Annotated in this window: 20 protein-coding genes and 1 pseudogene; 8 read left to right on the top strand and 13 right to left on the bottom strand. The window is 67.1% G+C overall.

Features of this window, described 5'->3' with window-relative positions:
• Window positions 1-82: 82 nt before the first annotated feature.
• From QCD75_RS08605 to leuA, 3 genes are all read right to left on the bottom strand, one after another.
• On the bottom strand, window positions 83-910 hold the full coding sequence (locus QCD75_RS08605; RefSeq protein WP_301227602.1) for an isoprenyl transferase: 828 nt from the start codon (window positions 908-910) through the stop codon (window positions 83-85).
• A 2-nt stretch (window positions 911-912) separates the two neighbouring features.
• Window positions 913-1,668: a DNA repair protein RecO gene (gene recO / locus QCD75_RS08600; protein WP_301227600.1), complete on the bottom strand. Its 756-nt coding sequence runs from the start codon at window positions 1,666-1,668 to the stop codon at window positions 913-915.
• Window positions 1,669-1,760: 92 nt separating this feature from the next.
• A complete protein-coding gene (gene leuA, locus QCD75_RS08595) occupies window positions 1,761-3,500 on the bottom strand; it encodes a 2-isopropylmalate synthase (protein WP_301227598.1) in 1,740 nt (579 codons plus the stop codon).
• Window positions 3,501-3,752: 252 nt separating this feature from the next.
• Here leuA and QCD75_RS08590 point away from each other — a divergent pair, with 252 nt between their 5' ends.
• Complete coding sequence (locus tag QCD75_RS08590) at window positions 3,753-5,705, top strand: M13 family metallopeptidase (RefSeq protein ID WP_301227596.1); 1,953 nt, start codon at window positions 3,753-3,755, stop codon at window positions 5,703-5,705.
• A gap of 129 nt (window positions 5,706-5,834) precedes the next feature.
• Here QCD75_RS08590 and QCD75_RS08585 read toward each other — a convergent pair whose 3' ends face one another.
• The 5 genes from QCD75_RS08585 to QCD75_RS08565 form a co-directional block, all read right to left on the bottom strand.
• Window positions 5,835-7,415 (bottom strand): LCP family protein, encoded by a 1,581-nt coding sequence (locus tag QCD75_RS08585; protein WP_301227594.1) that lies wholly within the window; start codon window positions 7,413-7,415, stop codon window positions 5,835-5,837.
• Between the two features lie 116 nt (window positions 7,416-7,531).
• The gene (gene era / locus QCD75_RS08580; protein ID WP_301227592.1) at window positions 7,532-8,491 is read right to left on the bottom strand and encodes a GTPase Era; all 960 of its coding nucleotides are present in this window, start codon (window positions 8,489-8,491) and stop codon (window positions 7,532-7,534) included.
• A complete protein-coding gene (locus tag QCD75_RS08575) occupies window positions 8,475-9,806 on the bottom strand; it encodes a hemolysin family protein (RefSeq protein ID WP_301227590.1) in 1,332 nt (443 codons plus the stop codon). The genes era and QCD75_RS08575 overlap by 17 nt, the downstream gene beginning before the upstream one ends.
• Window positions 9,803-10,276 (bottom strand): rRNA maturation RNase YbeY, encoded by a 474-nt coding sequence (gene ybeY / locus QCD75_RS08570; RefSeq protein WP_301227588.1) that lies wholly within the window; start codon window positions 10,274-10,276, stop codon window positions 9,803-9,805. Before ybeY ends, QCD75_RS08575 begins: the two co-directional genes overlap by 4 nt.
• A complete protein-coding gene (locus QCD75_RS08565; RefSeq protein ID WP_301227586.1) occupies window positions 10,273-11,361 on the bottom strand; it encodes a PhoH family protein in 1,089 nt (362 codons plus the stop codon). Before QCD75_RS08565 ends, ybeY begins: the two co-directional genes overlap by 4 nt.
• Window positions 11,362-11,640: 279 nt before the next feature.
• On the opposite strand from QCD75_RS08565, the gene QCD75_RS08560 reads away from it, so the two are divergent.
• Complete coding sequence (locus tag QCD75_RS08560; RefSeq protein ID WP_301227584.1) at window positions 11,641-12,669, top strand: GerMN domain-containing protein; 1,029 nt, start codon at window positions 11,641-11,643, stop codon at window positions 12,667-12,669.
• A 51-nt stretch (window positions 12,670-12,720) separates the two neighbouring features.
• Here QCD75_RS08560 and QCD75_RS08555 read toward each other — a convergent pair whose 3' ends face one another.
• The 3 genes from QCD75_RS08555 to hrcA all read right to left on the bottom strand — a co-directional run bounded on the left by QCD75_RS08555 (window position 12,721) and on the right by hrcA (window position 15,748).
• Window positions 12,721-13,500 carry a 16S rRNA (uracil(1498)-N(3))-methyltransferase gene (locus QCD75_RS08555; RefSeq protein ID WP_301227582.1) on the bottom strand — a complete coding sequence of 260 codons (780 nt, stop codon included), beginning with the start codon at window positions 13,498-13,500 and terminating at the stop codon, window positions 12,721-12,723.
• Between the two features lie 2 nt (window positions 13,501-13,502).
• Window positions 13,503-14,630 carry a molecular chaperone DnaJ gene (dnaJ, locus tag QCD75_RS08550; RefSeq protein WP_301227580.1) on the bottom strand — a complete coding sequence of 376 codons (1,128 nt, stop codon included), beginning with the start codon at window positions 14,628-14,630 and terminating at the stop codon, window positions 13,503-13,505.
• Between the two features lie 104 nt (window positions 14,631-14,734).
• Window positions 14,735-15,748, bottom strand: coding sequence for a heat-inducible transcriptional repressor HrcA (gene hrcA, locus QCD75_RS08545; RefSeq protein WP_301227578.1), 1,014 nt, complete (start codon window positions 15,746-15,748; stop codon window positions 14,735-14,737).
• Window positions 15,749-15,961: 213 nt separating this feature from the next.
• Here hrcA and QCD75_RS08540 point away from each other — a divergent pair, with 213 nt between their 5' ends.
• From QCD75_RS08540 to QCD75_RS08525, 4 genes are all read left to right on the top strand, one after another.
• A complete protein-coding gene (locus QCD75_RS08540) occupies window positions 15,962-16,810 on the top strand; it encodes a DUF3097 domain-containing protein (RefSeq protein ID WP_301227576.1) in 849 nt (282 codons plus the stop codon).
• 144 nt (window positions 16,811-16,954) lie between these two features.
• Window positions 16,955-17,374 carry a DUF4870 domain-containing protein gene (locus QCD75_RS08535; protein ID WP_226761841.1) on the top strand — a complete coding sequence of 140 codons (420 nt, stop codon included), beginning with the start codon at window positions 16,955-16,957 and terminating at the stop codon, window positions 17,372-17,374.
• Window positions 17,375-17,615: 241 nt separating this feature from the next.
• A complete protein-coding gene (locus QCD75_RS08530) occupies window positions 17,616-18,689 on the top strand; it encodes a DNA polymerase IV (RefSeq protein ID WP_441005453.1) in 1,074 nt (357 codons plus the stop codon).
• A 960-nt stretch (window positions 18,690-19,649) separates the two neighbouring features.
• On the top strand, window positions 19,650-20,333 hold the full coding sequence (locus QCD75_RS08525; protein ID WP_301227573.1) for a DUF4166 domain-containing protein: 684 nt from the start codon (window positions 19,650-19,652) through the stop codon (window positions 20,331-20,333).
• 238 nt (window positions 20,334-20,571) lie between these two features.
• Here QCD75_RS08525 and QCD75_RS08520 read toward each other — a convergent pair.
• A pseudogene (locus QCD75_RS08520) lies at window positions 20,572-21,709 on the bottom strand (transposase).
• A 59-nt stretch (window positions 21,710-21,768) separates the two neighbouring features.
• Here QCD75_RS08520 and QCD75_RS08515 point away from each other — a divergent pair.
• Both QCD75_RS08515 and QCD75_RS08510 read left to right on the top strand, forming a co-directional pair.
• Window positions 21,769-22,350, top strand: a complete 582-nt coding sequence (locus QCD75_RS08515) for a dihydrofolate reductase family protein (protein WP_301227571.1) — start codon at window positions 21,769-21,771, stop codon at window positions 22,348-22,350.
• Window positions 22,351-22,588: 238 nt separating this feature from the next.
• A complete protein-coding gene (locus QCD75_RS08510; RefSeq protein ID WP_301227569.1) occupies window positions 22,589-24,343 on the top strand; it encodes an HNH endonuclease signature motif containing protein in 1,755 nt (584 codons plus the stop codon).
• Between the two features lie 85 nt (window positions 24,344-24,428).
• Here QCD75_RS08510 and QCD75_RS08505 read toward each other — a convergent pair whose 3' ends face one another.
• A complete protein-coding gene (locus QCD75_RS08505; protein WP_056426387.1) occupies window positions 24,429-25,148 on the bottom strand; it encodes an IclR family transcriptional regulator in 720 nt (239 codons plus the stop codon).
• Between the last annotated feature and the right edge of the window lie 55 nt (window positions 25,149-25,203).

The following is a 25,203-nucleotide window of genomic DNA, read 5'->3' as shown; positions in this document are numbered from 1 at the left end:
TGAGACCAGGCAGGAATCATGCAGGAATCAAGCCCGGATCTGACCGGAACCAGGCCGTGGTCAGGCCGGAATCAGGCAGTGGTCAGGCCGGGCCGGCGGGGGCCGCGTCGACCGCCCCGCCGTAGCGGCGGTCCCGCTGGGCATAAATCTCAACGGCATCCCACAGCGTGCGCCGGTCCACATCGGGCCACAGCGTGTCCATAAAGACGAATTCGGCGTAGGCCGACTGCCAGAGCATGAAGTTGGAGAGCCGCTGTTCCCCGGAGCTGCGCAGGAACAGGTCGACGTCCGGCAGGTCCGGCTCGTCGAGGTATTTCTGGATCGTCTTCTCGGTGATGGCGCCCGGCTTGAGCCGTCCCGCTGCCACCTCTTCCGCGATCGCAGAGACGGCATCCGCGATCTCGGCCCGGCCCCCGTAGTTAACACACATGTTCAATGTGCAGGTGCTGTTGCCGCGGGTGAAGTCCTCGGCTTCCTCCAGCTCCCGGATCACCGAGCCCCACAGCCTCGGCCGCCGGCCGGACCAGCGGATCCGGACGCCCCACTCATCCAGCTGGTTGCGCTGCCGTCGTAGCACGTCCTTGTTAAATCCCATCAGGAAGCGGACCTCCTCGGGTGAGCGGCGCCAGTTTTCCGTGGAGAAGGCGTAGACACTGACATGCTCAATGCCGAGTTCGATCGCTCCGGCCACCACGTCCAGCAGGGCGGGCTCCCCCGCCTTGTGGCCCTCGATCCGCGGCAGGCCGCGCTGGTTGGCCCAGCGCCCGTTGCCGTCCATCACGATCGCGACGTGCCGCGGGATGAACTCCGCCGGGATGGCCGGCGGGACGGCCCCGGAGGGGTGCGGGTACGGGCTCACCACGGGGGTGCTCCGCTGCCGGAGGGGACTCTTCTTCTTACCCAACGCCACAGTTACGTTCGCTCCACATGCTTGAGGGATTTAAGGACACGTTCCAGATGCCACTGCAGGTAGCTGGCCACCAGGCCGGCGGCCTCTCGGCGGTGCACCGGGACGGAGGCGTCCGCCGTCGTCCAGTCCCCGGTCAGCAGAGCGCCGAGCAGCAGGACCGTTGCCGCGGCCGGCGCAGGGGACCCGGGCGGCCGGCAGTCGGCGCAGACCATGCCGCCGAGCGGTGCCGAAAACGCGGTGTGCGGCCCGCGGGCCCCGCAGCGGGCACAGCCGGTAAAGCTTGGCGCCCAGCCGCCGGTGGCGAGGGCGCGCAGAAGGTAGGAATCGAGGATGAGTTCGGGGGTGTGGTCGCCGCGGCTCAGCGACGCCAGGGCTCCGACGAGGAGGTTGTATTGTGCGGTGCCCGCTTCACCGTCGACGTCGGTGAGTTTTTCCGCCGTCTCCGTCATGGCGGCAGCCACGGTGTACCGGCCGTAGTCCGCGGCGATGTTGCCGCCGTAGGCGCCCTTGGCGACAGCCTGCGTGACCACGTCCAGGGTCCGGCCGGAAATCAGCTGGAGGTCCGCGACCATAAAGGGCTCGAGCCGGGCGCCGAAGCGGCTGCTGGTACGCCGGACGCCCTTGGCCACCGCGCGGACCTGGCCGTGGTGTTTGGTCAGGATGGTGATGATGCGGTCCGCTTCGCCCAGCTTGTGGGTACGCAGCACGACGCCGTCATCGCGGTAGGCGCGGGAGGCATAGGAGGAAGGTTGGGCCACGGTTAATCTTCGCACTGTCTATCGGGAAACGCCGCCATTGCGGAAAGCAGCACTGCGCCGCCGGAGGATCCGGCGGCGCAGTGACCGGCTGCTTAGGCGCGGGCGTCCCGGATGGCCCGGTTCACGGCCGAGATAACGGCCTTGAGCGAGGACGTGCTCGTGTTGGCGTCGATCCCGACGCCCCACAGCACCCGTTCCCCCACGGCGCATTCAACATAGGCCGCGGCGAGGGCGCTGCCGCCTTCGGACAGGGCGTGCTCGCTGTAGTCCAGCACCCGGACGTCGACGCCGTCCTCGCGCAGGATGCTCAGGAGGGCAGCAATCGGACCGTTGCCCGTCCCGGTGCGCTGGACCGGGGTGCCGTCGACCTTGAGCGCGGCGTGCAGCGTCATGGAGCCGTCCTCGTCCGTCTCGGTGCTGAACGGGCCGAGGGCGTAGCGTCCCCACTGCGCGTCAGCCGTGCCGGAGGGCAGGTACTCATCCTGGAAAGCCTGCCAGAGCTGGGCGCCGCTGACTTCCCCGCCCATGGTGTCGGTCTGCTTCTGGATGACCCCGGAGAACTCGATCTGGGCTCGCCGAGGCAGGTCCAGGTTGTGCTCGTTCTTGAGCAGGTATGCCACGCCGCCCTTGCCTGACTGCGAGTTGACCCGGATGACGGCCTCGTAGCTGCGGCCGAGGTCCTTCGGGTCGACCGGCAGGTACGGGACCTGCCAGGGGTAGTCGGCGACGTCCTTGCCGGCGGCGGCTGCATCCTTCTCGAGCGCTTCCAGGCCCTTTTTGATGGCGTCCTGGTGCGAGCCGGAGAAAGCGGTGAACACGAGGTCCCCGCCGTACGGTGCGCGCTCGGCCACAGGCAGCTGGTTGCAATACTCCACGGTGCGGCGTACCTCGTCGATGTCGGAGAAGTCGATCATCGGGTCCACGCCCTGGACAAACATGTTCAGGCCCAGCGTCACCAGGTCCACGTTGCCGGTCCGCTCGCCGTTGCCGAACAGGCAGCCCTCGATCCGGTCGGCGCCGGCCAGGTAGCCCAGCTCCGCGGCCGCCACACCCGTGCCGCGGTCATTGTGCGGGTGCAGGGACAGGATGATGCCCTCCCGCGGGTGCAGGTTCCGGCTCATCCACTCTATGGAGTCGGCGTACACGTTGGGGGTGGCCATTTCCACGGTGGCCGGCAGGTTGATGATGACCTGGCTGTCCGCGGACGCCTCAAACACGTCGGCGATGGCGTTGCAGACCCGGACGGCGTACTCCAGCTCGGTCCCGGTGAAGGATTCCGGCGAGTACTCATACGTGATGTGGGTGTCCTGGAGGGTCTCTTCGTACTTCTTGCACAACCGGGCGCCCTGCAGGGCGATGTCCAGGATGCCGTCTTCGTCCTGGTTGAAGACGACCCGGCGCTGCAGGACCGACGTCGAGTTGTACAGGTGCACGATGGCCTGCCGGGCGCCGACCAGGGACTCGTAGGTCCGCTCGATCAGGTGCTCGCGCGCCTGGGTCAGCACCTGGATGGTGACGTCGTCCGGGATGTGGTTGCCCTCGATCAGCTGCCGGACGAAGTCGAAGTCCGTCTGCGACGCGGACGGGAACCCGACTTCGATTTCCTTGTAGCCCATCCGGACCAGCAGCTGGAACATCTTCAGCTTGCGTGCCGGGCTCATCGGGTCGATCAGGGCCTGGTTGCCGTCACGCAGATCCACGGCGCACCAGCGCGGGGCCTTGGTGATGACCTTGTCCGGCCAGGTGCGGTCCGGCAGTTCAACCCTGATCAGGTCCTGGAACGGGACGTAGCGGTGGACGGGCATTCCTGAGGATTTCTGTGCGTTTCGCATTACAATCGGGGCCTTTTCTGTGATTCCTGGTGAAAGGGTGGCCGGGCAACACAAACTCCGCAGCGAGGGTGGGCCTTGCGCTAGATCGCGTCTGAGGCCTCGCCGCGGCAGCTAAGAAGAAGCAGTTCTGCGCGCACCTTTTCACAGTAACACGGGTGCGTAAGATGAAGGAGCCATACCTTCGTAACGTCCACCATGCAGACCGGTAACCCGTAACAAGGCTGCGCCGGGCTGCCTCTCAAAGGAGCATCCGTGCCACTTTCGGGCATCGCCCTGTCCAACATCGACTTCTCTGTCCGGCCGCAGGATGACCTGTACCAGCACGTCAACGGCACCTGGCTCAAGAACACCGGGATTCCGGATGACCGGCCCCTGGAGGGTACGTTCACGGCTCTGCGGGACGGTTCGGAACTCGCGGTGAAGGAGATCATCGAGGATGCGGCCGCCCGCGGCGCGGAGTCCACCGGGATCGAGCAGAAGATTGGGGACCTCTACAACAGCTTCATGGACGAGGCCGCGGTGGAAGCCAAGGGCCTGGACCCGATCAGGGCGCGGCTTGACGAAGTGTTTTCCACGACGTCGGTCGCCGGGCTCGTGGCGCTGGCCGGGCGGCTGTTCCGCGCGGACGTGGGCGGCCTCTTCTACATCTATCCCGCCCCCGACGCCGGGAACCCGGACCGGGTCCTGCTGTACACCGGCCAGGGCGGCCTGGGCCTGCCGGACGAGTCGTACTACCGTGAGGAGAAGTTCGCGCCGGTGGTCCAGGCCTACACGGACCACGTGAAAACGGTCCTCGGCCTCGCCGGAGTCGCCGACGCCGAGGGGGCGGCCGGCCGGGTGGTTACGCTGGAGACGGCGCTGGCCTCCCACCACTGGGACAAAGTCACCATGCGGGATCCGCAGAAGACCTACAACCTGAAATCCGCCGATGAGGCGACGCAGCTCTTCCCGCTGCTCACCACCTGGTTCGACGCCGCGGGCATCGCACCGGACAAGCGCACCGAACTTATTGTGAGCACCCCCGACTTCTTCGCCGGGGCGGCGTCGCTGCTGGAATCCGTGCCGCTGAACGTCTGGCAGGAATGGCTCGCCCTGCGCGTCGTCGGCGCCGCCGCACCGTATCTCTCCACCGCGTTCGTGGATGCGAACTTCGCCTTCTACGGCACCACGCTGAGCGGCACACCGCGGAACAAGGACCGGTGGAAGCGCGGGGTAGCCGTCGTCGAGAACGCCCTCGGCGAGGCCGTCGGCCAGATCTACGTGGCCCGGCACTTCCCGGAGACCCACAAGGCGCGTATGGAGTCGCTGGTCGCGAACCTGATCGAGGCGTACCGCGAATCCATCACCGGCCTGGCCTGGATGGGCGAGGAAACCAAACATGAGGCGCTCAAGAAGCTCGATTCCTTCCGCGCCAAGATCGGCTACCCGGACAAGTGGATCGACTATTCCGCGGTGGGAATAGACCCCTCGGACCTGCTGGGCAATGTGGAGCGCGCGCACAGCGCCGACGTCGACCGGCACCTCGACGAGGTAGGCAAGCCCGTGGACCGGGAGAAGTGGCTGATGACGCCGCAGACGGTGAACGCGTACTACCACCCGTTGCTCAACGAGATCGTCTTCCCCGCGGCCATCCTGCAGCCGCCGTTCTTCACGGCCGACGCCGACGATGCCGTCAATTATGGCGGCATCGGCGCCGTCATCGGCCACGAAATCGGCCACGGCTTCGACGACCAGGGCTCCCAGTACGACGGCAGCGGCCTGCTCCGCAACTGGTGGACGGAGGGTGACCGCACGGCCTTCGAGGCGCTGACGTCCAGGCTGGTGGCCCAGTTCGATGCGCTCTCCCCCACCGCAGCGCCGGGACACAACGTCAACGGCAAACTGACCCTGGGTGAAAACATCGGCGACCTCGGCGGCCTGACTATCGCCTACAAGGCGTACCTGATCAGCCTGGACGGTCAGGAACCGCCGGTGCTGGACGGCCTGACGGGCGTACAGCGCTTCTTTGCCTCCTGGGCTGCCGGCTGGCGGCAGGTGATGCGGAACGAGGAAGCGATCCGCAGGCTCGCCACCGATCCGCATTCGCCCAACGAGTTCCGCACCAACCAGATTGCCAGGAACCTCGACGCCTTCCACGAGGCGTTCGGCACAGCGGAGCAGGATGGCATGTGGATGCCCGCTGCCGAGCGTGTCAGCATCTGGTAGGCGCCCCGGGCCGCGGAAACAGTCAGGCAACGCGCCGGCAACGAATAGCCGGCAACGAAGAACGGCCGGCCGCGGGAGAGTTCCCGCAGCCGGCCGTTCTTCGGATCAAGAGGGCCCTGGTCATGGACCCTAGCGGACGATGAGCTCCGGGTTGGCCTGCTGGCAGACGACGTCCCCGGCGGTCTGGTTGACGATGTCCGAGGGCAGTTCCACCGGGGCGTCCCCGCTCGGGGTGCCTCCCACGAGGTCGCTGCCCAGGTAGACCTGGACACCGGCGACACCGGCGGCCGGCAGCACCTGCGCCGCCGGAATCCCCAGCAGCGCGGCCACGTCGGCGGCAACATCGTCGAAGCCCGCACCGTAGTAGACCGCGGTGGCCGTGACCGGCCGGGCGGCCAGCTGCGCGAGCTGGGTGAAACCGCCGGCGGTCAGGGCCTGCATGATCTCCTGGGTCCGCGCCGGCGCCCCGGAACCGTTCGCCACCGTGATGGGCTGCAGCGTCTTATCGTAGGCGGGCGCCGTCTCGCTGGGTGCCGGCGCGGCGCTGGCACTGGCGCTGGCGTCCGGGGAGGCGGACGGGCTCGGCGTCGCCGTCGGGTCCGTCAGGTCAATGTCCTTGCGCATCGCGGCGAACAGCTGGGACGCTGCGGGCTCCGCCACCTGCAGGCGGTTCGGGTCGCTGGCCGCCGGGACCGTCGGCACCGCCACGAAGGCGACCTTGCCGAGGTCGATGTTCTTCAGCCGGTTCCCGACCGTCAGCAGGGTCGGGATGGAGGCGAGCCCGTCGTCGATGGTCAGGTTCTTGGTGACGACGTCGGCGATTTCCAGCATCTTGCCGGGGTTGGACATCGTCCCGTCATCCTTCATCTTGCGCGTCAGGGCGGACAGGAACCCCTGTTGTGCCTTGATCCTGCCAAGGTCGCCGCCGTCGGCAAAGGCGTGCCGGGTGCGCAGGAACGCCAGCGCCTGCTCGCCCTGGACCGTGGAGGTTCCCTTGGGCAGACGCAGCTTCGAGTCCGGGTCATACACGGCGTCGCTGATGCAGACCTCGACGCCGCCCACGGCGTTTGAGAGTTCCTTGACGGCGTTGAAGTCCGCCATCATGAAGTGGTCGATCTCCAGGCCGGTGAGTTTGTTGACCGTGTCCACGGCGCAGCCAATGCCGGCTTCCGACATCGCCGCGTTGATCATGACGTTGCTCTGCGCCGGGAACTCCCGCCTGGTCTTCTGGTCCGTGCATTTCGGGGTGTCCACGAGCAGGTCGCGGGGGAAACTGACCACGTTGACGCGCTTGTTGTCCGCCGAGATGTCCAGCAGCATCATGACGTCGGAGTGCCCGTAACCGGTGGCGTCGTCGGACGTGCCGTACTGGGAGTTCTTCCCGTCACGGGTATCCGAGCCCAGAATCAGGATCTGCATCCGGTCCCGCGAGTCGTCCACCGCACCTTCACTCTTGCCGCTGCCGGCCGAGAGTGCCTCCTTGCTGATATTGCCCTGCAGGCGGATAACCCAGTAGGCACCGAAGGCAAGGACAGCAACGAGCAGGATGGATACAACGGCCGCGCCAATCTTCAGCCACCCGGGCATGCCCCGGAGCGCACCCAGATGCCGGGCCGGGCCGAGAGCCGGATCATCCGTGTGCCGGGCAGCAGAACCTGACCGAACCGGGTTTCCGGTTCCGTCTGCACGGTCTTCACGGGGTCGAGACACAGTTGAGCCTTCTTTCACGAAAGGGGTCCGCCCATTTTAGAGGCCGAATCTGGGAATTCCCCGATGGCGGCGCTCCATCGGAGCGGCGCAGGCACGGCCTGCGGCTGGCGGCGGGCCTAGAATCCGAGCTTCACAAGCTGCTTCGGGTCACGCTGCCAGTCCTTGGCGACCTTCACGTGCAGGTCAAGGTAGATGCGGGCGCCGAGCAGCGCCTCGATCGCCTTGCGGGCGGTGGTGCCGACGTCGCGGAGCCGGGCGCCGCCCTTGCCGATGATGATGGCCTTCTGCGAGGGGCGTTCCACGTACAGGTTGACCCGGACGTCGAGGAAGGGCCGGTCCTCGGGCCGGCCTTCCCGCGGGACGATCTCATCGACGACGACCGCGAGGGAGTGCGGCAGTTCATCGCGGACGCCTTCGAGGGCCGCCTCGCGGATGAGCTCGGCGATCATGATGGCTTCCGGCTCGTCCGTGAGGTGACCGTCCGGGTACAGCGGCGGCGACGGCGGCATGTGGCCGATCAGCACATCGGCGAGGGTGCCGACCTGGAATCCGTCGGTGGCGGAGACCGGGACGATGTCCTTCCAGCCCGCCTCGCCGAGGACCTCGCGGCCCAGGGTGTCGACGGCGAGCAGCTGCTCGGTGAGGGCCTGCCGGTCCACCGTGTCGGACTTCGTCACGATGGCGATGATCGGCTTGTTGCCGAGGGCGGCGAGCTGGGCGGCGATGAACTTGTCGCCCGGGCCGATTTTCTCGTTGGCCGGCAGGCAGAAGCCGATCGCGTCGACCTCCGCGAGGGTGTCGGCGACGAGTTCGTTCAGCCGCTTCCCCAGCAGGGTGCGCGGACGGTGCAGCCCCGGGGTGTCCACCAGGATCAGCTGCGCGTCGTCCCGGTGCACGATGCCGCGGATGGTGTGGCGCGTGGTCTGCGGCTTGGCTGAGGTGATCGCCACCTTCTGGCCGACCAGGGCGTTAGTCAAGGTGGATTTGCCGGCGTTGGGCCGCCCAACCAGCACCGCGAAACCTGCCCGGTAGCCGCCGTAGGCCGCTTCGCCGTCGGACTTATTCTGCTTGCTCACGTGAGACTCCCTGTTGGATTGGTGCGGCCTCGTCGAGTAGGTCTTCAAGGTCAGTTTCTTCTTTTGGTACGGCGGACGCAATGATGTGGCTGACGCGGTTCCGCCGGCCCTCGAGCCGGTCGGCGCGGAGGGACAGCCCGTGGACCTCGACAGTGCTGCCGACGATCGGCACCCGGCCGAGGGCCTTCGCGAGCAGGCCGCCCACGGTGTCCACTTCGTCGTCGTCGAGCTCCAGGTCGAAGAGTTCGCCGAGGTCATCGATGCTCATCCGCGCGCTGACCCGGTAGCTTCCGTCACCGAGTTCCACCGCCTCCGCGCTTTCGGTGTCGTACTCGTCGACGATCTCACCGACGATTTCCTCGATCAGGTCCTCGAGCGTGACGAGCCCGGCGGTGCCGCCGTACTCGTCGATCACGATGGCGACGTGGGTCGATTCCTTCTGCAGTTCACGCAGCAGTTCACTCACCGGCTTGGAGTCCGGCACGTAGCGCACCTCGCGGGCGAGTTCGTCAACGACCGGGGGCTCCTCGCCGGGGCCGAGGTTGTGAATGGCCGCCGCGACGTCCTTGAGGTAGACGATGCCGAGGACCTGGTCCGTGTTCTCGCCGATGACGGGGATCCGGGAATAGCCCGAGCGCAGGAACAGCGACATCGCCCGGTGCAGGCTCGATCCCGAGTCGATGCTGAGGATGTCGGTCCGCGGCACCATGACGGAGCGGACCAGGGTGTCACCGAAATCGAACACCGACTGGATCAGCTCGGCCTCGTTGTCCTCGATCACGTCCGACTCCGTGGCGCGGTCCACGAGTTCCCGGAATTCCTCTTCACTGAAGAAGGCCTCGTTGTCGGCCGGGGCGCCCGGGGCCACGGCGCTGCCGAGGTTGACAAGCCAGCCGGGAATCGGTCCCAGCACCCAGCACAGCCAGCGGATCAGCGGGGCGCTGAAGCGGACCAGGCCGGCCGGATGCACCCGGCCGATCTGCCGCGGGGACACGCCAACGATCACGAAGCCGAGCAGCGCCATGATTCCGGTCGCGATCAGCCCCGAGACCCAGACGTTGTCGAGCAGGCTGTTCAGCAGCACCGTTACGGCGACGGCGGAGGCCATTTCGAACCAGATGCGCCAGAACCGCAGGGACCGCATGTGCGCCACGGGCTGGGCCATGATGCGCTTCAGCGCGTTGCCGCGGCTGTGCAGGATCGCGGCTTCGGCATCATGCCGGGACAGATAGTTGAAAGCTGATTCAGCCGCGGTCAGGAAAGCGGCAAAGCTAAGAAACACCAGCGCCATGCCGGCAAGGATCAGTGGCGTCACTGAATCGTCTCGGACGGGGCGTCCCTGCCGGTGAAGGCGGAGAGTAGTTCGCGCTGCAGGCCGAACATCTCCTCCTTCTCCTCCGGCTCGGCGTGGTCAAAGCCGAGCAGGTGCAGGATGCCGTGGGTGGTGAGCAGCAACATTTCGTCCTGGGTGGAGTGGCCGGCATTAACAGCCTGGACCTCCGCGACCTGCGGGCAGATGGCGATGTCGCCGAGCATGCCCTGGGGTGTGGGCTTGTCCGGGGTGCCCGGAGTCAGCTCGTCCATGGGCACCGAGAGCACGTCGGTGGAACCGGGCTCGTCCATCAGTTCAAGGTGCAGCTTCTCCATGGCCGGCTCGTCCACGAGCAGGATCGACAGCTCGGCCTGCGGGTGGATGAAGAGCCGCTCGAAAATGAACCGGGAGAGTTGCACCAGCTGGGCCTCATCGACCGTGACGCCGGATTCGTTGTTGACCTCGATGCTCACGCGCGCTCTCCCCGCTTGTCGCGGGCCACGGAATGCTTGACCCGGTTCCGCTGGATCTCGTCCCAGACGCTGTAGGCGTTGACGATGTCGCCCACCAGGCGGTGCCGGACGACGTCGGACGCGTCCAGGATGGTGAAGTTGACGTCCTCAATTCCTTGCAGGATGTCTTCCACGATCCGCAGGCCCGACCGGGTCCCGAAGGGCAGGTCCACCTGCGTGACGTCGCCGGTGACCACCATCTTGGAGCCGAAGCCCAGACGGGTGAGGAACATCTTCATCTGCTCCGGCGTGGTGTTCTGGGCCTCGTCCAGGATGATGAAGGCGTCGTTGAGTGTGCGCCCGCGCATGTAGGCCAGGGGGGCGACCTCAATGGTGCCGGCCGCGATCAGCCGCGGGATGGATTCGGGGTCCATCATTTCGTGCAGCGCGTCATAGAGCGGGCGCAGGTACGGGTCGATCTTGTCGCTGAGGGTGCCGGGCAGGAATCCCAGCCGCTCCCCCGCCTCGACGGCGGGACGGGTCAGGATGATCCGTGTGACTTCCTTTTGCTGCAGGGCCTGGACGGCCTTGGCCATCGCCAGGTACGTCTTGCCGGTACCGGCCGGGCCGATCCCGAAGATCACCGTGTTGTCATCAATTGCGTCCACGTAGTTCTTCTGGTTCAGCGTCTTCGGCCGGATGGTCTTGCCGCGGCTCGAAAGGATGTTGTGGGTGAGCACCTCGACCGGGTTCTGCAGCGACTGGCTCCGGAGCATGGACACGAGCTGCTGCAGGACGGCGGGCGTGATGATGGTGCCCCGGGCGACGAGGCCCCGGACCTCGTTGAGCAGGCGCATGATCCGCGGCACGTCCGCGGCCGGCCCGCTGATGGCGAGCTCGTTGCCGCGGACATGGAAGTCGACGGACGGGAACTGGGTCTCGATGAAACGCAGCGCTTCGTCATGACTGCCGAGGGACTGGACCATCTGATCGGAGCTGTCGAACAGGACTACCTCCGTCCGCAGCCCTGGTAGGGAGTGGGGGAATTCCCCTGCGGAGCGCTCTCCGGCGCTGATCCGGGCCTTGCCGTTCGCTGCTTCAGTCATGGTGGTGGCCCGCGGGCCTCTGGTCCCCTCCAGTAAAGGAAATGGTCTGTCCCGTGATCCGGCCCGACGGCGGTGCTCGCCTTCTGGTTCCGGTGTCAGCGGGTCCTCTTATCCTACGCCAGTGGGGGCCTCCGCACGCCGCGGTGCCGGCGGCCTTTTGACCCGCCACATGACGGGATTCCCGCATTTAGGTATCAACTTCGCATCGGCCTCATATCGTTCCCGTTGCAGTTCCGGTCTGCCGGCTGAATCCACGGTTTGGCGCAGGGGCCGTGTGCCATGCTGGAAATCGGGCTTCGGCATGGGATTTCCAGCCAGCCGGCACACAGTTGGGCCAGAGGAAAACCAAGCCGAAAGGGCAGCGCAATCAGGCACCGCGGGGTTGACCAGATCACAGCAGGCAGGCGGCTCCGTCCGGGCCTGCTGCTGCTGGTGCTGCCCGCCGCGCTGACCCTGTCCGGCTGCGTGGCCACTCCCCAGCCCGGCATCACGGACGCCAGCTCTCCTTCACAGGTGCTGTCCGCCCAGGCGCCGACCAAGAGCGCGCCGCTGGAAACCACGCAGGCGTCCAACAAGGCTCCGGTCTACTGGATCGGGCGCAGCAACGACAAAACGTTCCTTTACCGGGAGTTCCGTGATGTTCCGGAACAGGACAACCCGGTCACGAGGGCACTGCGCGTCATGATGTCCCAGAAACCCCTTGACCCGGATTTCTTCACTCCGTGGCAGAACCCGAAAAAGCTGGCGAGCTCCATCTCGGGCAAGAACGTCATCACGGTGGACCTCTCGGCGGACGCTTTCAACAGCAACGTCGATCCCGCCATGGCCGAGCGCGCGGTGCAGCAGCTCGTCTATACCGCCACGGCGGCAGCCGCCAGTGCGGGACTGATCGACTCCGGCCAGCAGATCCAGGTGGTGGTGCTGGTGGACGGGCATACCGACTTTGTTGCCTTCAACCACGTCCGCCTCGGCTCCCCGACCGCACGCAGCGCCGGGATGGTCGCCCCGGTGTGGATCATCGACCCTCAGGAAGGGACTTCGGTGGCGGACGGCGCGGTCAAGATCTCCGGCCGCAGTACCGCCGCGGGCGGCAAGCTTCGGTGGGAGATCCTGCGCATCGACGGCAGCGCCAAGACCTCGTACCTGAACGGGACGATGACCGCCTCGGCTGAGGCCGGACAATCGGGTGCCTTCAGCCTGCCGGTCAATCTGGGGCCGGGCAACTACGAGGTGCGGGTTTCCCAGCTTGAGGACGGCAACCCGGCCGAGGATTTGAACGTCGACACCCGCGGGTTCACGGTTAAGTAAGCGGTTGGCCGCCCGGCCCGCTTCGCGGCCGCACGGCCGGCACGGCAGCTGCTACCAGCGGCCCAGGACGTCGCTGGCGAGGACAGCTGCCGCCGGACCGGCCGTGGACGAGCGCAGCACGTGGTGCCCCAGCAGGGCCGTCACTGCACCGGCGTCGCAGAGCCTGGTGACTTCCCGCGGACTGATGCCGCCCTCAGGGCCCACGATCAGCAGCACCTCGCGTCCCCCCGCTGCTGTTTCACCGGCCGGCAGGGCGCCCTGCCAGGCCTCCAGCACCTGCCGCAGGGGCCGCACGGCGTCCTCGTGCAGGATGACGGCGAGATCGGCAGCGGCCACTGCCGCCTGCAGCCCGGCACCGTCAACGGCCGGGCGGACCTCCGGGATCCAGGCCCGGCGGGCCTGCTTGGCGGCCGCCGTGACAACGGACTGCCACTTGGCGTGTGCCTTGGCCGCACGCTCCGCCTTCCAGCGGACAATCGACCGTTCCGCCTGCCAGGGCACGACGGCGTCGATCCCCAGCTCGGTGGCGGTTTCGGCGGCGAGTTCGTCCCGGTCCCCTTTCGCGAGGGCCTGGACCAGGACAAGCCGGACCCCGGGCCGGGGCTCCTCGGAAAGCCCGGAGCATTCCACCGTCAGCTCGCTGGGGGCGACGGCGGCTATGGTGCCGGTCAGCCTCTTGCCGGCACCGTCGGCGATGTCCACGCCCTCCCCCACGGCGAGGCGCTTGACCGTGACAGCGTGGCGGGCCTCGGGTCCGTCAAGGACGAAGACGTCACCGGGGGCCAGCCCGTCCAGGCTGCCGGGGGAAGCGAAGAAGACCGGGTTGCTCACCGCTACAGGTTACCGAGCCGGTCCCGCAGCTTCGAGAAGACCCCGCCGCTCGCGGCGAGCTTCCCCTCTGTGAACTGTTCGCCGCGGAGCTTCGCGAGCTGGCGGAGCAGGTCCTCCTGGGCTGCGTCGAGCTTGGCGGGAGTGTCCACCTGCAGGTGGACCTTGAGGTCGCCGCGGCCGTAGCCGCGCAGGTGGGTGACGCCCAGACCGCGGAGGGTGATGACCTCCCCGGACTGCGTGCCGGCCTTGACGTCGATCTCCTGCCGGCCGTCGAAGGTTTCGAGGGTGACCTCGGTACCGAGTGCGGCGGCTGTCATGGGGATGTTGAGGCTGGCGTGCAGGTCATCGCCGTCGCGGACGTAGGTGGCGTCGCTGTTGACCCGGATCTCCACATAAAGGTCGCCCGCGGGTCCGCCGGCGGGTCCGGCCTCACCCTGGCCGGAGAGCTGGATGCGGGTGCCGGTGGCGACGCCGGCGGGAACCTTGACCGTCAGGGAACGACGGCTGCGGATCCGGCCCTGTCCGGCGCATTCGTTGCAGGGATCCTTGATGACGGTGCCGAAGCCACCGCAGGAACCGCAGGGGGCCGCCGTCATGACCTGGCCGAGGATGGAGCGCACGGCGCGCTGGACCTGGCCGCTGCCGCCGCAGATGTCGCAACGTTCCGGGTGGCTGCCTTCCTGGCAACAGGAGCCCTCGCAGGTGGGGCAGGTGACGGCCGTGTCGACTTCGAGTTTCTTGTTGACCCCGAAGACGGCGTCGCGCAACTCGATCCGGACGCTGATCAGGGCGTCCTGGCCGCGGCGGACCCTGGAGGCCGGGCCGGACTGGCCGCCGGCGCCGAAGAATGTGTCGAAAATATCCTGGAATGCGAAGCCCTGGCCGGCGTAGCTGCCGCCGCCGAAGCCGTTGTCGGTGCCGTTCTCGTTGCCCGTGGTGTCGTAGATCCGCCGCTTCTGCGGATCGGACAGCACCTCGTAGGCGTGCGTGACCGCCTTGAAACGGTCCGAGGCGTCATCCCCGGGATTGACATCCGGGTGCAGGTTCCGTGCCAGTTTGCGGTAGGCCTTCTTGATCTCTTCGCCCGTGGCTTCACGGGAGACTCCAAGAACGTCGTAATGGCTGCTCAAAGTTTGTATCTCTTCCTGGTTGTACTGCCGGTTAGGGGCAAGAAGTCTTTTGGGGTGGGCGTGCGGTGCTTAGCTGCCGGTACCGGACGGTTAGCCGCGGTCCGTCACGGGCCCAGAATCCTGGACAGGTACCTGGCCACTGCCCGGACGGCGGCCATGGTGGTCGGATAGTCCATCCGGGTGGGGCCGAGGACACCGACTTTCGCCGTGGCGTCCGGTCCGTAGCCGGTCGCGACCACCGAGGCCTCCGCGAGACCGTCGTACGGGTTCTCGCGGCCGATGCTGACCGTCACGCCCCTCGGGTCCGCGGCCATGTCGCCCAGCAGGCGGAGCATGACCACCTGCTCCTCGAGGGCTTCCAGGACCGGGCCGATGCTCAGCGGGAAGTCCACGTTGGAGCGGGCCAGGTTGGCGGTGCCGGCCATGACCATACGCTCCTCGCGGCTGCTGGCGGCCAGCGCTTCCAGGCCGCGGGCCAGCGCCTGGGCGTCGGCGCGCCGGGCCGGCGGGCAGGTGGCAAGGACGGACTTCAGCGATTGCCCCAACAGGTTCAGGGGTGTCCCGGAGAGGCCGCCGAGGAACCGAGTCCGCAGATCGGACAGCGCTTCCTCGGGAAGGTCCTGTCCTACGTCAATGACCCGCTGTTCCACCTTGCCGGTATCCGCAATCAGCACCGCGAGCACCTTGCGCGGCGCCAGCAGGACGAATTCGATGTGCCGCACCCTGGCCCGGCTGAGGTGGGGATACTGCACGACGGCGACCTGGTGGGTCAGCTGCGACAGCAGCCGGACCGTCCTGTCCAGGACGTCGTCGAGATCGTCGGAGCCCTCCAGCAGGGCCTGGATGGCGCGGCGTTCCGCCGGTGAGAGCGGCTTGACCGCCGAAATCTGGTCCACGAAGAGCCGGTAGCCCTTGTCGGTGGGAATTCGTCCGGCGCTGGTATGCGGCGCCGTAATGAGGCCCTCATCTTCCAGGGCCGCCATGTCGTTGCGGATCGTGGCGCTGGACACGCCAAGGTGGTGCCGCTCGACGAGGGCCTTGGAGCCGACGGGTTCCCGCGAATGGACGTAGTCCTCCACGATGGCGCGCAGCACTTCAAGTTTGCGCGGTTCGCTCACGTTCCACCTCCATTCGACTGTCCGCATCCGATGCTGCCGTTCGCCGGCCGTTCCGGACACGCTTTGTTAGCACTCGACATGCCTAAGTGCTAACCAGTCTAATATGAGTCGCCGCGTTGTTAGCATTGGATTCGCTCCGGGCGTTCTTCCCGGGGCTGGTGTTTTCGGGCACAGCCCGCCGCAGCAATCCGAGTGCAAAGCAGTGTGTAACCGATGTCGTACCAGAACTGGGGCCCGCAGGACCTGTCCGCCCCTGCCAAGGCCCAACTGCCCGAGGTGCCCGTGGAGCGCGGAATGGTGCTCGAGGATGTGCAGTCCGGCTGGGTCGGTGCCGTCACCCGGGTGGAGAAGTCCGGCGGCATGCACGTCGTCGCCCTGGAGGACCGCCGCGGCAAGTCCCGGTCCTTCCGGCTCGGCTTCGGTTTCCTGCTGGAGGGACAGCCGATCCGGCTGATGCCGCCGGCACCCCGGGCCGCCGCGGCGGCCGCAGGAACACGCACCGCCTCCGGTTCTGTCCGGGTGGAGGGCCAGCGCGCGCAGGTCGCCAAGGCAAGCCGGATCTGGGTGGAAGGCAAACACGACGCTGAACTCGTCGAGAGGGTCTGGGGTGACGATCTCCGGGTGGAGGGCATCGTCGTCGAGCCGCTGCACGGCATTGACGACCTCGCCGGCGCTGTGGCCGCATTCCGGCCCGGACCCGGACGCCGGCTCGGCGTGCTGGTGGACCACCTCGTGCCGGATTCCAAGGAGTCCCGGATTGCCCAGGCCGTGATGGCCTCCCCCGGGGCGGCCGGGAACGTGCTGATCGTGGGCCACCCCTACGTTGACGTCTGGCAGGCGATCCGGCCCGCCGTGCTGGGAATCGAGAAGTGGCCGGTCATCCCGCGTGGCGTGGACTGGAAGACCGGCATCCTGACGGCGTTCGGCTGGCCGCACAGCACCAAGGAGGACATCGGCCTGGGCTGGCAGAAGCTCCTGGGTGCGGTGCGCAGCTATGCGGATCTGGAGCCCTCCCTGCTGGGTCGGGTGGAAGAGGTCATCGACTTCCTGACCGTTCCCTGAGGCTGGCATCCGCGGTCCGCCCGCCAGCGGGCCGATCCCTGATTCCGCGCCCGAGCAAGTATTCTTGGTACGGCGGCTGTGCTCCAGGCGCAGCCCTGGCAATTCCAGGCACCAACGCACCAGCGCAATCCGAAGGACGACACCGTGGCAGATGACGCACGCGAACACACTGGCAACCAGGCCGGCCATGGCCAGCCTCCGTACCACGGCGTTCCCGCAAATGCACTGCCGCTGACAGCAAACGAGGACCGGCAGTGGGCCACGCTGGCACACTTCGGCGGCATCCTGGGCTGCGTTCCGTCGCTGCTGATTTACCTGATCTTCAAAGACCGCGGCCCGTTCACGGCGCAGGAGTCCAAGGAAGCCCTCAACTTCACGCTGCCGCCCACGATTGCGGCCCTGCTGTGCAACCTGCTGGTCTTCGTCCCTGTGGTGGGCAACATCTTCGCCGTCCTGGCCACGGTCATCTGGATTGCCGTGACGTGCTTCTCGGTGGCGGCAGGCATCCACGTCAACCGCGGCCAGCCGCACCGCTACGAGTTCAACCTTCGCTGGATCAAGTAGGGCAGCACGAGCCGGGACGCCGCCGGTGAGCTGGTCCCCTTCCGTGCCAGGAAGCTCGTTGTCAGTGACGGCGTGACTGTCCAGGCAGTTCGGTGCCACACAGGCCGAAACGCCCGCTCCGCCTGACTACATCAATCGCGCTTCCGGGAGTTCAACGAAGGTCATGAGAGGCCGCAGGCCCAGCGGCCAATCCCGGTGGAGAGCCGGTGCTTGCCGGGGATGTTTAGGGCAGACTGGGGGCGTGAACGGAATCCGGTGGGTGCTGCACGTCGATCTCGACCAGTTCATCGCGGCGGTCGAAGTGCTCCGGCGGCCGGAGCTTGCGGGCAAGCCGATCATTGTCGGCGGTCGGGGCGGCCCCATGGAACGGGCTGTGGTTTCGACCGCATCCTATGAAGCCAGGGCGTTCGGTGTGGGTTCCGGAATGCCCTTACGCATTGCGGCCCGGAAAGTGCCCGACGCTGTGATCCTTCCCGTCGATCATGAGGCCTACCTCGCGGCGTCCGAAACAGTGATGGCTACCCTGCGCGCGCAGCCCGGCGCCACCGTGCAGGTACTGGGATGGGATGAGGCTTTTGTAGGCATTGAGACAGAGAATCCGGAAGCCTACGCCCGGCAGGTGCAGGCCGCCGTCCTGGAGCGGACGCGCCTGCACTGCAGCGTGGGCATCGGCGACACCCTGGTCCGGGCCAAGGTCGCCACCGGGTTCGGCAAGCCGGCCGGCGTCTTCCGTCTCACGGCCGGGAACTGGCTCGACGTCATGGGCAGCCGGCCCACCAGGGAACTGTGGGGCGTCGGAACCAAGGTGTCGGCCCGGCTGGCCAAACTCGGCATCAAAACAGTCGCCGAGCTCGCCGCGGCCGACCCCCAGGACCTGGTCCCTGAGTTCGGCCCCAGGATGGGTCCCTGGTACGCGGAACTCGGACGCGGGGACGGCGCCAGCGTTGTGGACGCCACCCCGTGGGTTGCCCGCGGGCACAGCCGGGAGACCACCTTCCTGCGGGACCTGACCGAGCCCGCCCAGGTGGACGACGCCGTGCGGGAGTTGACGGCGCGTGTCGTTGAGGATGTTGTGGCCGAAGGACGGCCCGTGGTGGGGCTGACCCTCAAGGTCCGGTACGCACCGTTCGTCACCACAACCCACGCGAGGAAGATTCCCGAGACATCCGACCGGAACGAAATCCTCGCGCAGGCCTTGGACCTCGCCGCCGGAATCGATGCGGGCCGTCCCATCCGGCTCCTGGGCCTGCGCGCCGAAATGGCAATGCCCGACGATGCCCGAAAGGGACATACGCCGACGCGTGGCGGTTGGTGACGGCGTCACTCGTCTTGAACGTCCATCCCGTCCGGGGAAAGTTCGACGGGACGGTCAAGGTTCGCTGCGTCCAAGCCGGGAGCGAACTGGCAAACGAGGGCGTGGTATGCATCGTGCGGACCTTGTTGCGGCTGAGCGCCGGGCTGCACATTATGATGCTGCCATGGGGGAAAACTTGGGCAGGAAAGACTCTGCTACACGCAGGCCGATCTACGTTGAGATCGGTATTCGGGCCCCCATGGAACGGGTATGGAACTACAGTCAGGATCCAGCGCTGCACCCCCGCTGGGATCTTCGATTCTCCCGGATTATCCCCACCGAGCGAAACGATCAGGGATTCCTCCACTTCCGCTACGAGTTCCGTCTTCCTTTACATGTCATCCAAGGGACCGGGATATCCCTGGGGCACCGGTATCGATCCGATGGCCAAGCCACGTCGGTGCTGAAATTTGACACCGCTGACCCGGTATCGCCCATAGGGCATGGATCCGGATACTGGCGCTACATCCCGGCAGAGGATGGTGTTCGGTTTATCACGGGGTACAACTATCAGCCGGGAATGGGCTTTCTCGGAAAGGCCCTGGATTCCTGGGTGTTCCGCCCGGCTTTGGGGTGGGCGACTGCAATAAGCTTTGACCGCCTGAGGATGTGGGCGGAGGCGGACCTTGATCCCAAAGACTCCCGGAATCGGTGGTTCATGGACGCCATGGCCAGGGCGGCCGCCGTTCTGACCGGCTGCATCCTGCTCCGCCGAGCTCTGGCAGCCCGAACCCCTGGCCCCGCCGCCCTGGGCCTGACGGCCGCTGCGGCCTCGTGGATTCTCCCGGCTCACTGGACGGTACCCAGGGCAGCCCGATGCCTGCGGCGGTCGCCGGACCCACGCTCCGGACGTGCTCCATCCGCTCTTGCTGGGCTGGCTGGACCGGGTCTGAGCGCCGAGTCGGGAGTGCAGGAGTAGCCGTGACATCAATTTTTGAGTCGGCGATGGGAAGCGACTTTCACAGGCTGCACCCAATGCTGCAGAAGCGCTTCGGTGTGGACACGACTGCCGGGTACGCGTGTGTGGGACGCGGGATCTTTTCCGAAGTCCGTCGCGGGGCTTGGTGGACAGTCCCGTTTCTCCAATTGGGGGGCCACCGCAACATCCTCTTTCCAGACCAAGGAAAGGACATCCCGTTCACGATCGAGAATTACCCCTACATTGATGGGTACGGCCGGCCTACGGTCACCTTCGTCAGAACCCTTGAACTGCCCGGATCAAAGCGACGGCGCTTCGACGCCACCATGGTGCAGAGTACGCACCATGGTGGAATCGTCGATTATCTCGGCACCCATCAGCACCTTGCGACTGACCTCGCCCTGGAGGTTTTGGCCGATGGATCGCTGCATCTGCAATCAGGGGCTCAACGGTTCCACGAAGGCTTCGCGGCATTCGAGTTTCCTGCCATCTGGACAGGCACGGCAGAACTTTATGAGAACTTCGATGATGCCCGTGGGGTGTTCACGATCCAGATGCAGGTCCGGAACCCCATCCTCGGATTTCTTTTCGGATACCGGGGCGAGTTCACGTGCACGTATCCGGCCCTCAACGGCGAAGCAGTCCCGGAACATCTCAAACCCCTGAGGGAAGAAAGCCGTGAATAGAACCCGCCGTTCACCGAACCCCGGCTAAGTCGGCGGCCCAAGTGGTGGTCCCACAGCAAATAGACTCGCCTCGCGCGTGTTCGGTACGGGGCACTCGGAATGGGGGGCCGGCACCGTCCCGTGACGGTGTCCTGTTTAGAACCGTCAAATTGCACGTGTGCGAATACGCGGATGAAGGCTCAGGCCGGCGTCGGCGGACCGTTCGCCCGGCACCTCGGTCGCCACCGGCGGGGCCTCCTTATTTTGCAGACAACGAGAACCGGAACCACCGAATCCTGAGGTGGCTAAGGGTTGGGACCGCACTCGCCGCAAGTGCCACGCCCGAAGGCAAAGGGGACCTGCAGAAGACCGGCTCTTCATAATCCGGGTGTAGCAGCGGCCTGAACCCGCCGGTCTCGAGTAGCGATCTGGCGATGTAATTGGTGAGGTTGCGGAACCCGGGGGCGGAGCCGCGGAGGTGTTCGAGTCGTCCGTTGATCGCCTCGGTTGTGCCGTTGCTGGTGCCGGGTCGGTCGAAGTAGGCCAGCACCTCGACGGCGCGCTTCTTCAGCGTTCAGCCCAGCGTGATGACCTCGCCAGCCCAGCGGGAACGCCTGCGCTGACCGACCCGATCAGGTTCTGCATCAGCTCGCGCCCCTTCGTTCGATCCGGGTGAGGCTAGGCGGCGATCATCCGCTGGTGGATCACCCAAGTCGCCTCGACTTGGACATGCTCTTCGGCGGCGAGGGCGGTGAGTCGGTCCTTCTGCTTGTCGGTGAGTCGGTTGGCACCGGTGTGCAGGGCTTGAACGCCAGCTTCGAGCGTCCCTCGACCATGTCCAGCAGTCGTGCTGGGCCGGTGCCGGCCCGGATGGGTGTGAGGTCGATGATCACGGTGACGTACTTGTCCCCGCGCCGGGTGTGCCTCCAGACGTGCTAGTCGACGCCGAGAACCTGGACGCCGTCGAGCCGGTCCGGATCGTCAATCAGGACCCGCTTACCCTCGGCCAGGACGGCGTCGTTGGCGGTCTTCCGGGCGACTCCGAGTCCTTCAGCGACACGGGCGACGGTCAGGTGCTGGCGCACGATGCCTTCGAGCGCCCACCGCAGACCGCACCGCGAGAGCTTCGCCCGCGGCTCAGCAGCCAGGCTGGTGTCCTGGCGTCACAAATGCCCGCAGCCGGAGCACCGATAGCGACGGATCGTCACCACCAGCGTGGTCGGCCGCCAACCCAGCGGCTCGTACGCCGAACGCCGGGTCACTGTGTCGCGCGGCGATCCCTCGCATCCGCAGCGACGAGTCGAGGTCTTCCGGATGGGCAGTATGAGAAATTCCATCTTCGGGAGACCTCGACCCCACCCGGCCACCGACGCGCCGACCACCGCCGCGGACGACATCACACGCCCGCTACTCACGACTCGCTAATATGGGGTACCCCGAAGCAAAGGAGAGCCCCGTGGGCAAGGTGGTTATGTACAGCTCGGTGTCGGTAGACGGCTTCGTCGCTGACGAGAACGACCAGCCCGGACCGCTGTTCGACTGGTTGTCCACCGGTGACGTCCCGTTGGACGAGAGCGGCCAGGTGAAGGTGTCGCAGACGTCCTACGACTACACCCGGCCGTACTGGGACCAGATCGGGGCGACAATCGTCGGCCGCCACGTCTTCGACATGACGGACGGCTGGGACGGGAAGCCTCCGGGCGGGGTCGACCACGTGGTCGTCGTGACGCACCGGCCGATGCCCGAGGGCTGGGACCCCGAGGCGCCGTTTCACTTCGTCGACGGCGTCGAGGCAGCCGTGGCCAAGGCGCAGGAGCTCGCGGGTGACCGGATCGTCGAGGTCGCCGCTGGCGACGTCGGTGGCCAGGTGCTTGCCGCGGGCCTGGTCGACGAGGTGCGGATGGACGTCGTACCCGTCGTGTTCGGGTCCGGCAAGCGCTACTTCGGGTCGGTCCACGCACAGCACCTGTTGGAGGATCCCGACGTGGTGATTCAGGGCAACCGGGTGCTTCACCTGCGCTATCGGGTGCGCCGTTGACCGATCTGAGCGGGTACGCGAAGAAGTCCACTGCGAACGGTGACACAAGATCGGGCCTCCGGCTGCTTTTGCGCATCGCTGCCCCGGGACCGACGCGCCAGCCAACATCCGGCCAGCGATTACACAGGTATCGCCTCGAACATCCCCGCTGACGGCCTCAGCACGCTCGCCGACGCCGGACTACTAACCCGTGACGATGGTCCATCTTTTTGTCGGAGCCCAGATTTACGCTTGGGGTATGGAAAGCAGCACATCCTGGAGTGTGGAGAGCAGGGCGGCCCTGGCAGCTGTCGCCGCGTCCACGGCTGCGCTTGCTGAGTTCATCGGCGCGGACGCGGACGGCACGCATCTGCGGGACACGGATCCGTTCCGGGGGATCGATCCGTTGCGGGATCTGGCGGATGATTGCCTGGATGCGTTGGCCGGGGTGGCCCGGTTGGAGGCGGGTGTGGCGGCGTTGAAGGTGCGGCTTGCCGCGGAGTACGTGCAGGCCACCAGGGCCCTGGCGTCCCCGGGGTCGTTGCGGGACTCCTGTCAGGAGATGGCCATGACCGCGGAGGTCGCGTGTGTCCTGACCGTCAGCGAGCGGACCGCGGACGGGTTCCTGTGCGACTGCCAGGCACTGACCACGTCGCTGCCGCTGACCCTGGCGGCGCTGGAGGCCGGAACAATTTCCTGGCAGCACGCCCGGGTCATGGTGGCGGAAACCACCGACCTGGACCGGGCCGGGGCGGCCGGGCTGGAGGCGCACTTCCTGGACCCTGACGCGCCCGGCGCGGCCCGGGGGTGCCCGGCCGGGGACCTTGTCCCGGGACGGTTCCGGACCAAAGCACGTGGTTGGCGGGAACGCCACCACCCCGCCAGCATCGAGAAACGACACACCAGGGGCGCCGCGGACCGGCGGGTGGAGTTCCTCCCGGACCGGGACGGCATGGCCTGGTTCTCGGCGTACCTGCCGGCGGACACCGCCGCGGGGATCTGGGACCGGACCACCGCCGCTGCCCGGGCCCTGCAGGGCCCCGGCGAGGCCCGCACCCTCACCCAGTTGCGCGCCGACATCGCCGCCACCCTGCTTCTGAGCGGCACCGCCACCGGAACGACCGGGGAAACGGCCGGCGGCGGCACGGGGATGGCCGGGTGCGGGGATGTTCCGTCGCCCCGGGCGCAGGTCCTGGTCACGGTCCCGGTCCTGTCGCTGCTGGGTGTGAGCGGGGAGCCGGCGGTCCTGGATGGGTACGGGCCGATCCCGCCCTCGATGGCCCGGCGCCTGATCGCGGAGGGTGCCGGGTCGTTTTACCGGGTCCTGATCGACCCGCGGGACGGGGCGCCGCTGGAAATCGGCCGGACCCGCTACCGCCTCACCAAAGCCCAGCGCCGGTGGTTGCGCCTGCGCGACGGGAAGTGCCCGTTCCCGGGCTGCAACAACGCCTCGCTGGATAACGACGCGGACCATCTCCTGGCCTGGGCCGACGGAGGGACCACCGGGATCTCCAACCTCGGCCAGCCCTGCCCGAAACACCACAGACTGAAACACGGCTCCGCGTGGACACCCTCCGGGGCCAGTAAAGACAAACCACCCGGATGGACCTCACCCTCGGGCCGGTACTACCCCAGCGAAGAACAGGACTGGGAACCACCCCACTGGCCCGACGGCCTGCTGACCACACCCACCGACGCGTTCCCAGATATCGACGTGTTCACGGACGGGGATACGGACGCGGGCCTGGACCACGGCCCGCCGACGGATCCGGGCTATCACCCCGAGCCGCCGCCCGCCGGGCCATTCGGCCTGGACCCCGGCCCGGATCCCGACCAGGAACTCCCCGCGGACCCCTTCCCGGACTGGCACCTCTTCACGGCCGCACATCCATGGCCGGAACCAGATCCGGAAGATCCGGTGTATCCGGAGGACCTTTACTGGCCAGAGCCACTCGACGACGCCCACCCCGAATCCACCCTGCGCAAAATTCCTGACTGGGTCGGGCGTGTCTGACGTTGAAGGGCTGCTCGAGAACTGAGCGGTCTTTGTGGGCTTGGTGTCGATGTCCAGGCGGCGGCGGCCGCTGTGGGCCGGACCTTTAGTCGTTGGTCTTCCGCAGGGCCTCGGTCAGCACGCGGGCCGCGTTGCAGACCACTTCGGCGTGCAGCCGGCCGGGCTGGCGGGTCAGCCGCTCAATCGGACCGGAAATCGACACCGCGGCGATGACGCGGCCGGACGGACCGCGCACGGGGGCCGAAACGGACGCAACCCCCGGCTCGCGTTCGCCGAGGCTCTGGCCCCAGCCCCGCCGTCGTACTCCGGCCAGGACGGTGGGGGTGAAGCGGGCGGCCTGCAAACCTTCCAGGAGCCGGTCGTGGTCCTCCCAGGCGAGCAGCACCTGGGCGGCGGAGCCGGCCTTCATAGACAACTGGGTGCCGACGGGAATGGTGTCGCGCAGGCCGATGGGGCGTTCGGCGGACGCCACGCAGACGCGCCAGTCGCCCTGCCTGCGGAAGATCTGGGCGCTTTCGCCCGTGGCGTCGCGCAGCTGCATAAGGACCGGGCCGGCGGAGGCGATCAGGCGGTCCTCGCCGGCCGCGGAGGCGAGCTCCACGAGGCGGCTGCCGAGCACAAAACGGCCCTGGATGTCACGGCTGACCAGCCGGTGATGGACCAGCGCCAGTGCCAGCCGGTGCACGGTGGGCCTCGCCAGTCCGGTGGCAGCAACAAGCTGCGCCAGGGTGGTTGGGCCGGCCTCAAGTGCGTCAAGCACATGGGCCGCTTTATCGATGACACCGACTCCACTAGAATTGTCCATGTAATGATATTGCCGTCTCATTATCTGAGATGCAAGTCAACTCGCTGGCGCATTG

Origin of the sequence: Arthrobacter sp. PsM3 (assembly GCF_030433895.1) — a bacterium.
In the GTDB taxonomy this organism is placed as follows: Bacteria; Actinomycetota; Actinomycetes; order Actinomycetales; family Micrococcaceae; genus Arthrobacter.
Note: the sequence above shows the minus strand (reverse complement) of the source record. Positions and strands in the feature narration are given on the sequence as shown.

Bases quoted from the DNA above. Each gene is read 5' to 3' on its own strand.
- leuA (WP_301227598.1), bottom strand. From the start codon at position 3,500: ATGCGAAACGCACAGAAATCCTCAGGAATGCCCGTCCACCGCTACGTC.
- QCD75_RS08565 (WP_301227586.1), bottom strand. From the start codon at position 11,361: ATGACTGAAGCAGCGAACGGCAAGGCCCGGATCAGCGCCGGAGAGCGC.
- QCD75_RS08560 (WP_301227584.1), top strand. From the start codon at position 11,641: ATGCTGGAAATCGGGCTTCGGCATGGGATTTCCAGCCAGCCGGCACAC.
- QCD75_RS08540 (WP_301227576.1), top strand. From the start codon at position 15,962: ATGTCGTACCAGAACTGGGGCCCGCAGGACCTGTCCGCCCCTGCCAAG.
- QCD75_RS08510 (WP_301227569.1), top strand. From the start codon at position 22,589: ATGGAAAGCAGCACATCCTGGAGTGTGGAGAGCAGGGCGGCCCTGGCA.
- QCD75_RS08505 (WP_056426387.1), bottom strand. From the start codon at position 25,148: ATGGACAATTCTAGTGGAGTCGGTGTCATCGATAAAGCGGCCCATGTG.